The following is a 12,678-nucleotide window of genomic DNA, read 5'->3' on the forward strand; positions in this document are numbered from 1 at the left end:
ATGGAAGCGATGTCTGGATCGTTTAATGCCAAAGTGTATGACGTGGTGCGCAGCATACCCGCCGGTCGGGTGGCCACGTACGGCCAGGTTGCGGCCGCCGCAGGCAATCCGCGCAACGCGCGTTTCGTGGGGTTCGCGTTGCATGCCAACCCCGAACCAGGTGTCATTCCCTGCCATCGGGTCGTGTTCCGTGACGGTTCGCTGGCACCGGGATTCGCTTTCGGCGGTCCCATGCGGCAGCGTGCTCTTTTGGAAGAGGAAGGTGTGCGATTCATGCCAAGTCCTTCCGATCGGGAGAACGCCGGGGAAGACGGCTGGGTGGTTGACCTTGAGCGGTGCCAGTGGCAAGGCTGACCACTCCTGAAGTCATGGTGACCAGGCCTTCCAATTCCATCGCTCCCAGCGTTTGACCGAGCCTTGCTATGGTCCATGGTTCGCTTTGGGAACCAGACCCGCCGGCAGTGGACGCGTTGAGCGCGTTGAGCAAATTGTCGGGAGTGGCGGCGATCCGGGTGTTCCGGCACCTCCGGTACGCATGTATGACCGCTTGATGGCGTTCGCTGAGCGGAGCGTGGTCGATTGGAGCATGCGCTTCTGAGCCGGTGGTGGCAGGTTGAACGACGGCGGATGACGCAATCATTGAGACCTCGCCATCTGGCACTGTGGTGCGTGGTGTTGCGTTTATGTGCGGGAGGCCGGACGGCGCATGACTTTCGTGACAGATACCTGTCTCGTGGACCGAGGCGAGCAGCATGGCACGGTTATCTCTGATGAGATGGTTGCACCCCGTGTTTTCCGGAGTGTTGATGTTTCCAGGCGCAGCGTAGACTTCACGCCCCAGGTCGGCAGCCCACAATGCTGTGTTGAGTGCGCCGGAGCGGGTGCGTGCCTGTGCCACGACCACACTGGAAGACAGCGCCGCGATGATGCGGTTGCGCAGTAGGAACCGTCTGGCTTCAGGAATCGTATCGGGGCATAGTTCGCTGATGAGTGCGCCCCGTTGTTCGCGCATGCGTTGAAACAAGTCGGTGTTGCGCCCAGGACCCATGTGCTTCAATCCGCCCGCAAATACCGCAACCGTGCGGCCGGAATGCTCGGGACCGAGCCTGGACATGCTCTCTAACGCACCCCAGTGGGCGGCAGCGTCAACTCCGTACGCGCCGCCGGAAACGACGAGGTGTCCGTTCTCGGCTGCGTTCTCAGCGATGGTGAGAGCTACATACCGACCATAATCGTTGGTACCGCGCGAACCTACCACAGCGATCGGTTGCGAACAGCTGACTAAAGCATAGGGGTCTCCCAATCCCCATAAGCACAACGGAGTAGCCCACTCTTTGCGGGTGGAAAGATCGTCCAACTGTGAGGGCCAGCATGGGGAAGTGGGGCCTATGATCCATTGCTCGCCCCCGTTGGTGAAGTAATCGATCAGAGTGCTCTCGTCGTTGCTGGGCAAAGCATTAAGGCGCAGATGCCAACGTTGCAGGGCTCGATGGAATGCTTGCATGCCACGAGCGTTAACCTTGCGTCCCCAACGCGCTGTACCTGTTGCAAATACCTCGTCAAGTTTAGCTTGACTGGCTTTGCAACCGGCGCTGTCGCTCTTGGTTTCGTGGATGAGCCGCAAGGCCGCAATGGCACCCTGTGCGCCCTTGATGGTCGCGAACATGAGTGCGTCGGCGCCGTCGATGCAAAAGGTGAGCGTCGCGCGAGCCAGCGTGTCCTCATCGGGTACGTGGCTGGCGGTAGCTATCTCTGCTGCAGATTCGGTGTGTTGGCGTGTATCGGTCATGTCACTGCTCCTGGGTGCGTAAGGTGATGCTCTGCCACACCTCGTCCGGACCGGGAGAGGACAATCCGGCCAGATCCGACAACGTCCATGCCAGACGCATGGCGCGGTCGGCACCTCGCAAGGTCAGGCGGTTGTCGCTCAACGCCCGGTCTATGATGTCCATCGCCTTGTCGGAAGTATTGGCGCGCAGCCATGTTCCCGAAGCTTGGGCGTTGCATACCCAACGATGCTTTTTGAAACGATCCTTGGCTGCCATTCTCGCGCGAGTTACTTTCGCTCGTATGGAATCGCTTGATTCCTGCTCCTTGTTTGCTTGGACGATATGTTCAACTGGAGGTACCTCCATCTGGATGTCGATGCGGTCCAAGATGGGCCCGGACAGTCTGGCGAAGTACCGCACCCGTTCGCGTTCTCGGCAGGTGCAGCGCTCGCCGGTGCCGTACCCGTAACCGCATGGGCATGGATTGGCGGCCATGATGAGCTGGAATCGGGCCGGATAGTACGTTGTGCCTCGCGATCGGGAAAGTGCCACATATCCGGATTCCAAAGGTTCTCGCAAAGTCTGCAGCGATCTGGGGGAGAACTCCGGTGCCTCGTCCATGAACAGCACACCGCAGTGCGACCGGGTGATGGCTCCCGGCAACGCCACACCAGTCCCTCCACCTGCGAGTGCTGCCGTCGAAGCAGTGTGGTGCGGGGCTTCGAACGGCGGTATATCACTGATACCATGAGAGGCCAACGTGCCGCACAGGGAACGAATCGACGCTACCTCCAACTGCTCCCGCTCGTCCAACGGGCACATGATGCTCGGAAAGCGCGAGGCAAGCATCGTCTTGCCGGATCCCGGCGGACCGGTCATCAGCACATGATGGCCGCCGGCAGCCGCCACGGTTAATGCCCATTTGGTATGTTCTTGACCCACCACATCGGTCATGTCTCCCGCATCGGGCATATGTCCGCTTTCAGGCCCCACATCGTTGACGGTATGACGCTCGTCCGCAATGGTGTATCGTGCATCGCCTCCCATCATCTCGATGAGTTCTCCCACATGTCTCACGCCCCGTACCCGAAGTCCGTCTACCAGCGCAGCTTCATCCACGTTGCCACTGGGCACGATGAGATCGGTGATACCATGCTCCTTGGCGAACAACGCTATGGGCAGCACTCCGGTGACCGGCAACACCGTGCCGTCCAGATTGAGTTCGCCCAACACCACTGTCCGAGCCAAACAGTCGGCGGGAATCGCCCCGGATGCGCTCAGCACGCTCACTGCTATGGCCATGTCGTGGGAAGAACCGCGCTTGGGCATCGAAGCGGGGGAGAGATTGACGGTGACCCTAGTCTGCGGCCATGAGAATCCGCTGGCCTGGCAGGCGGATTTGACCCGTTCCCTCGCTTCGCTCAAGGATGCGTCGGGCAGACCGATGACGGAAAAATATGGCAGTCCGGGGGAGACGAACGCCTGCATGTGAATGGTGAATGCCTTGAGTCCGACCAACCCGACTGACATCGCGGTGCCAATGACCATCAGAACGCCTCCTGAATGTGACGTACTGTCACCTCGTCTTGGACCAGCAGCGCCAGAGCGTCGAACCTGATGCTGGTGTGGCGCACATGTCTGCCTTCCTCACTCAGCCACAGCATGGCCGCTCGTCGCAGATTGATCTGCTTGCTGCGGGTGATGGCCTCTTGTGGTGTGCCGAAGCGCAGGGAACGCCGCGTCTTCACCTCCACGAAGACGATGACGTCCTCAGGGCTGAGCATGACGATGTCGATTTCACCGAACCGGGTGTGCCAGTTGCGAGTGAGTACCTGCCAATCGCGTTGCTTGAGCCACGCGGCAGCATACTGTTCGCCCAGTGCTCCTAGCTGGTGGCTGGACAGTGTCGGGTCAAGCAGCTGTAATGCCAGAGAATCGGCTTCACTGAGATGGTGGGGAGTGCGGAACCGCAAGGATGTTCCGCTGTAGAGAGGCGGTGGCGTGTACCGCGTGGGATGGTTGCCAGGCAAAGCATGCCTTGCTGGCCGTATCGATGGATGAGTCGTAGATGCTGTGGTATGTGTCATGCATCCAGAGAACCACAATGGCGACTGCGAACAAAGGATTTTAGAGCGATGTGGACGAAACCTTAGCCTTCCGGCGTGTCTGTGGATAACCGGAGAGGCAACGGCGGAACATGTGGAGAAGGCAGTGGAGGAAGCATCACCGCCCTTGCATGCTGCCGACTCCCGCCTCATTGCGGCACAGCGCTGACAAGGTCCGCGCTCAACTGCATGCAAAGGCGGGAGCCAATACATACATTTTGTTGAGTGCGGACCTTCGTGCTAGCGACGTGCTGCTGGCGGCGCTGCGCAGATGTTGCACAGATGATACACAACGGTACGCAACTGCAGCCCGTGTTTGTATGTCCGTATAGGCGCGACTATCTGTGCCGTGCTTATTTGACCAGGCCGGTCAGCTCTCCCAAGTCAAGTTCGAAGCTCACGCCACGATCTTCAAAGTGCGGCTGCTGGCGCGTATGCTCCATGGCGTGGCGCACGAACTCGCCGGCCACTTGGGCCGCCTGTTCAAGCGGTTTGCCGGCGAGCACGGCCCCGCATACCGCGGATGCGAACGCATCTCCGGTGCCATGAATCATGTAGGGCAGCTTTTTGTGCACCAATTCATGCTTGACCACACGTCCGCTCTCACGGCGTCCCACATAGTTGCGCAATGTACCGTCACCGCGGTCGATGCCCTTGAGCACCACATTCTTGGCGCCGAGGTCAAGCAAAGCGCCCAGCCAATCGTCCACTTGCGCTTCGTCCAGATTCTGCCCCGGGTAGTCGCGTCCGGTCAGCAGCGCCGCCTCGGTCAGGTTGGGCATAAGCACGTCGGCGCCGTCCGCCAGTGTGCCGGTCGCTTCGCACATCTCCTGCGTATAGGTCGGGTACATCTGTCCGCCGTCGCCCATCACCGGATCCACCAGTCGCAGCGCCTTGGGGTATTCCCGGTACAGGCGTTTGATGAGATCCACCTGCTCGGCCGACCCTAGGAACCCGCTGTACACGCCGTCCAGATCGACATCCTCCTGCTGCCAGGCATCCAGATAGTCGTTGAGGATGCTGGTGGTGTCGTGGAAGGTGTACACCGAGTATTTGGTGTGCGCGGAGAACAGTGCCGTGGGGACGGGGCACACGTCGCAACCGGCGGCGGAAAGAATCGGGATGGCGGCGGTTAGGGAGCATTTGCCGTAGCCGCACATGTCGTGCACTGCGGCTACACGCGGGATATAGTCGGGGTTTCGGTCGTACAGGGTGTCGGTCATCTTTTTGCCTTTCATAGGGAATGCCGCCGCTTATTGCATAACTCACACGCCGGTACTGCCGACTCTAGTTCCCGGTAGCGCCAACTGTTGGCCTATGCTCATCCTTTGGGATGACGGGGCTGTTTTGGGCTTCAGCGCAATTTCGTTCCAACGCATGATGTCGCCGCCGTCACCGGACACGTAGAATTTCATATCATAAACGAAAGCAACCAATGAGATGGAGCTCTACGATGAACGATTCCAACAACACCATGCCGTCCGAGTTCACCGGCGCCTCGGTCGTCGACGCCGCCGCGGCACCCGGGGTGCAGCCTCCGGCCTATGGTCCGGCAGGAACCGAGCGCGCCTACGCTGTCCAGGCAATCGACCTGGTCAAGGATTACGGCAAAGGTGAGAACCTGGTGCACGCGTTGCGCCATGTCAACGTCGGGTTCGAGCAAGGCAAGTTCACCGCCATCATGGGTCCCTCCGGTTCCGGCAAATCCACCCTCATGCACACCCTCGCCGGCCTAGACTCAGCCACGTCCGGCCGTGTGCTGCTCGGCAGGCACGACATCACCCGCATGGATGACAACGGCCTCACCAAGTTGCGTCGCACCGAAATCGGCTTCATCTTCCAAAGCTTCAACCTGCTGCCCATGTTCACCGCGGAACAGAACATCATGATGCCATTGACCTTGGCAGGAGCCAAAGCCGACAAGAACTGGTACCGCATGCTCGTCAAAACGCTTGGCCTGGGGGAGCGGCTCAAGCACCGTCCCACCGAGCTGTCCGGCGGCCAGCAACAGCGCGTGGCCATCGCGCGTGCCCTTATCACCAAGCCTCAGGTGGTGTTCGCTGACGAGCCTACCGGCAACCTCGATTCGGTGTCCAGCGCCGAGGTGCTCAGCTTCCTCAAACGCTCGGTAAGCGAGCTGGGGCAGACCATCGTCATGGTCACACACGACGCAGTGGCCGCGTCCTATGCCGACCGTGCCATCGTTTTCGCCGACGGTCAGATTGTGGCCGACGTGCACCAGCCGAACGCCGAGCAGATGAGCGACCTGCTCATGCAGGAACGCGAACAGGCCACACGGCGCATGCAGGAATCCGAACCGGTCGTGCCTCAGTCATTCTGATGCGCCAGACGCGCACATCCCAGTCAACAAGGTGACGGTTTAACTTCTCAAGGAAACGCATATGTGGTCAATCACTCTCAAACTTATGAAAAAAAGCGGGAAAATGCTTATTCCCGCAGGCATCGCCATTCTCATCGGCACGGCGTTCATCGCTTCCACCTTCCTCTTCGGCAACGCCATGGAACGGTCGCTGACCGACCAGCTCACCGCGTCATTCGGCAAAGCCAACTACGTGATGGGTCTCGACTCCGACACCCAGGATGCTCAGATGTCCGGTGACAGCTCGGTCGCCTCGCCCACAGTCGGGGAACTGCACCTCGACCAGATGCGTTCGGTGAACGGCGTGAAGGCAGCGGAAGCGTCGGTCAGCGCGCCGTTCTCCATTACCGGCGATCATACGACCATGACCTACGCCGTGGCAACGTCACCGGATGCCACGCTGCTGCCGGTCGACATTGCTCAAGGTACCCAACCCAGCAAGGACAACGAAATCGCATTGCCTGACTCCCTGGCCAGTGAGTTGAAGGCAAGCGTCGGCAGTACGATCTCCCTGAACACCCAATCCAACAGCAGCAATGTGATGACGGCTCCTACCAGTGCGAAGCTGCCGGCGAAACTTACGCTGCACGTGGTGGGACTGACGCACGACACGCAGTCCGCGTACGCTTCGTACGGTGGTGCATCCGTGCTGTCCAAGAACGTCTTCGCGCTGATGAATGGTGTCAAGGACTACAGCCAAGTCTCGGTATCCAGTAGCACGGTGCTGTTCCATATCGACGAGCAGGCCGCAGATACCGCAGTTCCCGCCCTGCGCAAGATGATGCCGCAGCATTACCAGCTTGACACTCGTCAGAAGATCGGCGACGATCAGATGAAGGCGCTGAGCTCGGGCGGTACGCAAATCATCACCACCTTCCTGCTTGTCTTCGGAATCCTGGCCATGTTCGTGGCCGCGCTCGTCATTGCCAATACCTTCCAGGTGATGGTGGCTCAGCGACGCCGCACACTGGCGCTGCTGCGAGCCATCGGCGCGCAAAAGGGACAGCTGTACCGTTCGGTACTCACCGAAGCGGGGCTGCTGGGCGTTATCTCCTCGCTGCTTGGCATAGGGGCAGGCATCGGCTTGATGGCATTGATGGCCAAAACCAATATTCTCACCGGTGGTGGAGCACCCGTACATGTGGTCATCACCCCTGCGGTGATCTGGGTGCCGTTGGCCTTTGGCGTGATCATTACCGTGCTTGCCTCCCTGTCCTCGGCCCGTTCCGCCACCAATGTCACACCTTTGGAAGCACTGCGACCATATGAAGCCATGGAAACCAAAACCGCAGGACGAGTACGAGGCATTGCCGGCACCCTCATGGTGGCGTTGGGAGCGCTGCTGTGCTACTTAGGTGCTCATAGCATGACCACTCTGCTCAAATCCGATGATGCCAACAGCGGCAATGGGTATGACACAGCGCTGCTGCAAGCCATTGGCGGATGTGCGCTTATCTTCCTGGGGCTGGTAATCACCGCCACGTTCTGGTTGCCGGTGCTCATGCGCGGTATTGGTGCGGTGGTGTCTCACATCGGCCCCAGCGCCAACATCGCCAACTCGAACATTCAGAAGAACCCGAAGCGCGTGGCAGCCACCGGTGTGGCTCTGCTCATTGGCGTCACCTTGGTTTCCACCATCGCCACAGGTGCAGCCAGCGGCAAAGCGACCGTGGACAGTACGCTTGATGAGCACTACAGCGTCGACATGACCGCTTCCGGATCCGGGCTGAACAAGGCCACTGCAGACAAACTCTCTGCAGTGCAAGGCGTGAAGGATACGCTGTATGCACCCACGGCAGTGGCGAGCATTAAGGGCACAGACGGCGCCGAGAAGTCGGTGACCGTCATCGGTGTGGACTCGATGCAAAGCCTGCATAAAGTGCTGCACGCCAAACTTGACGGCATGACCTTGGACTCCAATGCGGTGCTGCTGTCGAAAGTCGACGGTGTCAGCGGCAAAGAACTCGACTTCGGCAACCGCGTGACATTGCTGCAGCAGAACGGTGGAAATCAGCCCGACCAGCAAGGCCAGGAAGCGACCTCGCAGCCCGAAGAACGTAAGCTGACGCTCAACACTCAGCAGGTTGACTTCCGTAAAGTGGGCGAGGAATCATTCACCGGATTCGTGGACATATCGCACTTTACCAACGGAGACCTGAACACGGACGGGCATATTCTGCTCGGCAGTGTGGCCAGCGGTTCACAGAACATGAAAGTGTTCACACGACTGCAGGAACAGGCCGCCAACTTTGAAGGAGTGACCTTGACCGGCCCGGCGGCAGCCCGGCAGCAGTGGGATCAGGCCATTGACCAAATCATGGCGGTCTTGGTGGGGTTGCTTGCCGTGGCGGTGCTTATCGCCCTCATCGGTGTGGCCAACACGCTCAGCCTCTCGGTCATTGAACGCACTCGCGAGTCGGCCACGCTGCGTGCACTGGGTATGACTCGCGGCCAGCTTAAACGCTCGCTGGCAGTAGAAGCCCTGCTGATCGCGGTGGTGAACGGCATCCTGGGCATTGCCTTGGGCACCGGGTTTGGCTGGTTGGGATCCTACATGGTCTTCAGCTTCTACGGCAATGTGATATATTCCTTCAACTGGTCGTATACCATCGTGCTGCTGGTCATCGCCGTTGTGGCTGCACTGGGAGCCAGTATTTTCCCGGCGCGGCGTGCGGTGAAGACGCCACCGGTGGAGGCGCTCGCCGAAGCCTGACCTTAGCATTGCCGCTGAAGCGACAGTATGCGAAGGAAGAATGAGGGTGTGCCCCTTCCTACCAATCGGTGGGGAAGGGGCACACCCTCATTTCGTTACCGAAGATGCCTGCTATGGTTGTCTGTTGTCTGTTGTCTGTTGCTGGTTGCCTTCGGTCCTCGTTGCCCGCAGACTTCTTATATCTGGTGGAGCCCTACACCAAGTGGTTGTCGTAGGCGAACACCACGGCCTGCACACGGTTGCGGGCGTGAATCTTGGACAGCACATGAGCCACATGGGTTTTGACGGTAGGCATGCTGATGAACAGCTTGTCGGAAATCTCCTGATTTGACAGGCCGTGCGCCACCTCGATGAGCACTTCGCGCTCTCGGTCGGTCAGGTCGTCAAGTTCGGGGTCGGTGAAGAACACGGGTGTGGCTGCCGCATCCGGTGAAGTCATGCCAGCGGCCGAGGGCGCATCACCTTCCGAGCTGTGGAGCGGGGAAGTGACAGTGCTGTTACTTGGCTCTATGGAGTCACGCTGCGAGAGCGAGGGGCTTGACACGTGGCCTGCACCGGATGAGGTTTCACTCATCTTTTCAATAAGACGTTTCGTGGCGCTCGGCGCGATGATGGCATTGCCTTGGTAGACGGTTCGGATCGAACTGAGCAGCGTCTCCGGCTCGGTGTCCTTCAGCAGGAATCCGGATGCTCCGGCGTTGATGGCGCTCATCACATACTCGTCCAAATCAAAAGTGGTGAGAATGATGACACGCACTGTCCGCCCAGCCGCCTCGGCGGTGTCGGTGATGCGCCTGGTGGCTTCGATGCCGTCCATGCCGGGCATACGCACATCCATGAGCACTACGTCAGGTTGCAGCTCGGCGCTGGTAGCCACCGCTTCGTCGCCGTTGGAGGCTTGACTGACCACGGCCATGTCATCCTGGGAATCGATCACCATCGCGAACCCGGCACGTACCAGCTCCTGATCGTCCGCTATGAGCACTCGGATGGATGATGTTTCGTTCATGCCTTCACTCTAACAACCCGGCTCGGCAAAGGTTCGGTTCAGACACCCAGCGATTGCGTGGCATTAGGTTGTATCGGATGCAGCTTCGGCTCGCGTGATTGGGCGCCATCGGGACTTTCCTCGTTCTGCCGGAGTACCTGGAGCAGATGCCGCATATGTTCCAACGCCTGCCGTCCCTGCTCTCCGATTGCCTTGAACGCTGCGGCGATCTGGGATGACTGTGCCACAGAAAGACCGCTTCCTTCAAGGGCACCTGTCCGCTGAGCCTCAATGCTGTCGAGCAATCGCAGCCCCTCATCGGTCTGGGCGATGACCCCGCCCAAAGCCCGGCTGACATCGGCCTGTATCTCTGAGCTGATACGTTCGCGTTCTACGTTGGCCGCCAGCACATTCTGCTTGTCCCGCTCAGCCTCCAACGCTTCGGCATGGCTGCGTAGCACGATGGCGTTGGTGCCGCGCAGACGCACCCACAGCGCCGCGGCGATGACGATGATGCATATCGCATACCCGGTGAGCGCGATGGGCAGTATGAACATCCATGCTCCCCTGTAAACGGAGTGCGGCAGGGAGGGGGCGGCCATGAGCCAGCGCCATGTCGTCGTGTATCCGATGGTCATCGTCCAGGCTTTGCCGGCGAACGCCGCGCATAGTGCCAATGCCATGACGTTCGACCATACGGCCGCACGCCTTGGACCGTACAAACAAGCTGAATACAGCAGCACGAGGGAGAGCACGACGTCGGTAAAGGGGACGGAAGGGAAGAAGACGATATGCACCAGGGTGACGGTTGCGGCGAAGACGGCGCCAGATTGCGGGAACCGACGCCGCAACGCCAATGGTATTCCCATGAACAGCGCAGCCAGAAAAGCGGTGGCATGCGAAGAAGGACGGTCGATGATGGTCATCGAATCGTAGTTCATGGTCATGGAGAAACCGATTTCCGGCCATGCGGTCAGCACTGTGACGAGTATTGCGGTGAGGGTGATGTCGACGCTCAGATAATGCCGTTCGGCCCAATGTGAGAACCGTTCCACCACATTGATGTGTTCCTGCTCCGGAATGCGCTGCGAAGTCGCGACTGCAGCGAAGCCTGCCGGGGCGGGCGTGGCAGCGGCAGGCTGAATCTGGGATTGGGATGCCGAGGTACGCTGGGTGTTTTGGTCGCGTGACAATATAACCGGCCGGAGGCGAGGCTGCGTATCGGTGGAGGACTTGCGTGCGCAGTCATACGGGATGGTGGCGATAAGCGAGAATCCTCCGCCGATGCATGGGCCGGAAGTCACCGTGCCCCCCAATGCCTCGATGCGCTCGCGCATGCCCAACAGTCCATATCCCGGTTTATGCCGGTCAAGGGCAGCTGCGGCGCCGCGCCCGTCATCGTGAATCGTGAACTGTACCTGTGCCTCGTCCCAATGCTCCTCAATGGTAACGTGCACGTTCGGTCCTGCATATTTGCGTATGTTGGTCAGGGCTTCCTGCACGACGCGGAACGCCGCGGTGCCGGCCGGCCCGTTCAACAGATCCGGGTTCGGTGTACCGGTCGTGGTGCGTTCGATGGAATCCGACGATGACCGGCGCGCCTCCTCCACGAGTGCGTCGATGTCCCCGTAATCGTGGTGCTGCACTTCGCCGAACACCCCGAATAAGCCGCCCATGCTGCGCAGAGCCCGGTCTGATTCCTCGCGAATCGTCTCCATCGTGGTGCGTGCCACGCGCACATCATGGGCACCCGCATACCGGCCGCCATCCGACTGGACGATGACGATGGACAGGGTGTGCGCCACCACGTCGTGCATGTCTCTGGCGATGCGGGCACGCTCGGCCAGACGGGCGATGTGCTGTTCTTCGAGGTCGCGTTCGGTGATGGCCGCGTTGCGTTCGCGCAATATGGTCACGGTTCGGTGCCGGGCGCGCTGCCAATAACCGGTGATGCAGGCGGCCAGCATGAATATGACGATGATGACGAAGGTCTCCAACAAGCCGACGACCCCTAAACCGGCGCATCCCGGTTTTGAAGCATCGCTGGCTGCGGCCTCGCAGACGCCTCCGCCGACAATGGTGGGGATGCCGTAGGTGCTCAGCAAGGGGCCGAGACTGAGCGTCGAGTTGATGACTATGGCCTCGGCCAGGCTCATTACAACGGACAGAGCCATGAACTGCTTGGCGTGCTTGGCTTCGCCATATACCACCACGGAGTACAGTATGATCATCGCGGCGAGGTCGGTGATCACCAGCATGGGGCCGAACAGGAGCTGCGCGATGGCTAATCCGACGAAGGTCAGTGCACTGGCTTCGGGGTTGCTGCGCCGCCAGACGAGCGGTATGGCCAACAGCACCGTCCACATCCACACAGCGTTTCCGGAATTGTGGAACAGCAGTCCGGGAATGCCGGCTTGCGTGTCGGAAGTCATGGTCGCAGACGCGCACAACGCCACGGCCAGCAGTATGTCGCTGAACTTGGTGTGGCGGCGCACCCAAGTGACCATACGTTGAACCATGCTTGCTCCCTTCCGTATCTACCCAGTCTAATAGAAGGCCATGTTGCGGTTGGGCGGACACGGCGACATGCCGATACCGCGTGTAATGGCGCGGTGTACAAAGCGAACGCGATGTCCGCCCAAACAGTGCCTGCGCGGTGGTGTAGGGTAGCCATAACCGCCGGTCGTATCTGTAGCCGGTAGTCAAACCGGATGAGGGGAGAG

10 protein-coding genes are annotated in these 12,678 nt (G+C 60.0%); 3 read left to right on the forward strand and 7 right to left on the reverse strand.

The window, feature by feature from the left end; translation table 11 throughout:
* The first annotated feature begins 9 nt into the window (after positions 1 to 9).
* The gene (locus tag ACSYSO_RS03380; protein ID WP_489760631.1) at positions 10 to 354 is read left to right on the forward strand and encodes an MGMT family protein; all 345 of its coding nucleotides are present in this window, start codon (positions 10 to 12) and stop codon (positions 352 to 354) included.
* On the opposite strand, the gene ACSYSO_RS03385 is transcribed toward ACSYSO_RS03380, so the two are convergent.
* The 5 genes from ACSYSO_RS03385 to ACSYSO_RS03405 form a co-directional block, all read right to left on the reverse strand.
* A complete protein-coding gene (locus ACSYSO_RS03385; RefSeq protein ID WP_489760630.1) occupies positions 272 to 1,789 on the reverse strand; it encodes a DNA-processing protein DprA in 1,518 nt (505 codons plus the stop codon). The two genes, ACSYSO_RS03380 and ACSYSO_RS03385, sit on opposite strands and share 83 nt — an antisense overlap.
* 1 nt (position 1,790) lies before the next feature.
* Positions 1,791 to 3,317 (reverse strand): YifB family Mg chelatase-like AAA ATPase, encoded by a 1,527-nt coding sequence (locus ACSYSO_RS03390; RefSeq protein WP_491702000.1) that lies wholly within the window; start codon positions 3,315 to 3,317, stop codon positions 1,791 to 1,793.
* Positions 3,317 to 3,742, reverse strand: a complete 426-nt coding sequence (locus ACSYSO_RS03395) for a YraN family protein (RefSeq protein WP_489760629.1) — start codon at positions 3,740 to 3,742, stop codon at positions 3,317 to 3,319. Before ACSYSO_RS03395 ends, ACSYSO_RS03390 begins: the two co-directional genes overlap by 1 nt.
* Before the next feature lie 485 nt (positions 3,743 to 4,227).
* Complete coding sequence (locus ACSYSO_RS03400; RefSeq protein ID WP_489760628.1) at positions 4,228 to 5,097, reverse strand: pyridoxamine kinase; 870 nt, start codon at positions 5,095 to 5,097, stop codon at positions 4,228 to 4,230.
* A 42-nt stretch (positions 5,098 to 5,139) separates the two neighbouring features.
* Entirely contained in the window at positions 5,140 to 5,289 is a 150-nt protein-coding gene (locus tag ACSYSO_RS03405; RefSeq protein ID WP_489760627.1) for a hypothetical protein, read from the reverse strand.
* A gap of 59 nt (positions 5,290 to 5,348) precedes the next feature.
* Here ACSYSO_RS03405 and ACSYSO_RS03410 point away from each other — a divergent pair, with 59 nt between their 5' ends.
* Positions 5,349 to 6,215 carry an ABC transporter ATP-binding protein gene (locus ACSYSO_RS03410; protein ID WP_489760642.1) on the forward strand — a complete coding sequence of 289 codons (867 nt, stop codon included), beginning with the start codon at positions 5,349 to 5,351 and terminating at the stop codon, positions 6,213 to 6,215.
* A gap of 61 nt (positions 6,216 to 6,276) precedes the next feature.
* Positions 6,277 to 8,967, forward strand: a complete 2,691-nt coding sequence (locus tag ACSYSO_RS03415) for an ABC transporter permease (RefSeq protein WP_489760626.1) — start codon at positions 6,277 to 6,279, stop codon at positions 8,965 to 8,967.
* A 193-nt stretch (positions 8,968 to 9,160) separates the two neighbouring features.
* Here ACSYSO_RS03415 and ACSYSO_RS03420 read toward each other — a convergent pair whose 3' ends face one another.
* Positions 9,161 to 9,976, reverse strand: coding sequence for a response regulator (locus ACSYSO_RS03420; RefSeq protein ID WP_489760625.1), 816 nt, complete (start codon positions 9,974 to 9,976; stop codon positions 9,161 to 9,163).
* 38 nt (positions 9,977 to 10,014) lie between these two features.
* Positions 10,015 to 12,474, reverse strand: coding sequence for a sensor histidine kinase (locus ACSYSO_RS03425; RefSeq protein WP_489760624.1), 2,460 nt, complete (start codon positions 12,472 to 12,474; stop codon positions 10,015 to 10,017).
* Positions 12,475 to 12,678: the final 204 nt, after the last annotated feature.

Source organism: Bifidobacterium sp. ESL1130, from assembly GCF_058507935.1.

What these genes read in the sequence shown, in the direction of transcription:
- ACSYSO_RS03390 (WP_491702000.1), bottom strand. Translation starts at nt 3,317, where the DNA reads ATGGTCATTGGCACCGCGATGTCAGTCGGGTTGGTCGGACTCAAGGCA.
- ACSYSO_RS03425 (WP_489760624.1), bottom strand. Translation starts at nt 12,474, where the DNA reads ATGGTTCAACGTATGGTCACTTGGGTGCGCCGCCACACCAAGTTCAGC.
- ACSYSO_RS03400 (WP_489760628.1), bottom strand. Translation starts at nt 5,097, where the DNA reads ATGACCGACACCCTGTACGACCGAAACCCCGACTATATCCCGCGTGTA.
- ACSYSO_RS03405 (WP_489760627.1), bottom strand. Translation starts at nt 5,289, where the DNA reads ATGAAATTCTACGTGTCCGGTGACGGCGGCGACATCATGCGTTGGAAC.
- ACSYSO_RS03415 (WP_489760626.1), top strand. Translation starts at nt 6,277, where the DNA reads ATGTGGTCAATCACTCTCAAACTTATGAAAAAAAGCGGGAAAATGCTT.
- ACSYSO_RS03385 (WP_489760630.1), bottom strand. Translation starts at nt 1,789, where the DNA reads ATGACCGATACACGCCAACACACCGAATCTGCAGCAGAGATAGCTACC.
- ACSYSO_RS03380 (WP_489760631.1), top strand. Translation starts at nt 10, where the DNA reads ATGTCTGGATCGTTTAATGCCAAAGTGTATGACGTGGTGCGCAGCATA.
- ACSYSO_RS03410 (WP_489760642.1), top strand. Translation starts at nt 5,349, where the DNA reads ATGCCGTCCGAGTTCACCGGCGCCTCGGTCGTCGACGCCGCCGCGGCA.
- ACSYSO_RS03420 (WP_489760625.1), bottom strand. Translation starts at nt 9,976, where the DNA reads ATGAACGAAACATCATCCATCCGAGTGCTCATAGCGGACGATCAGGAG.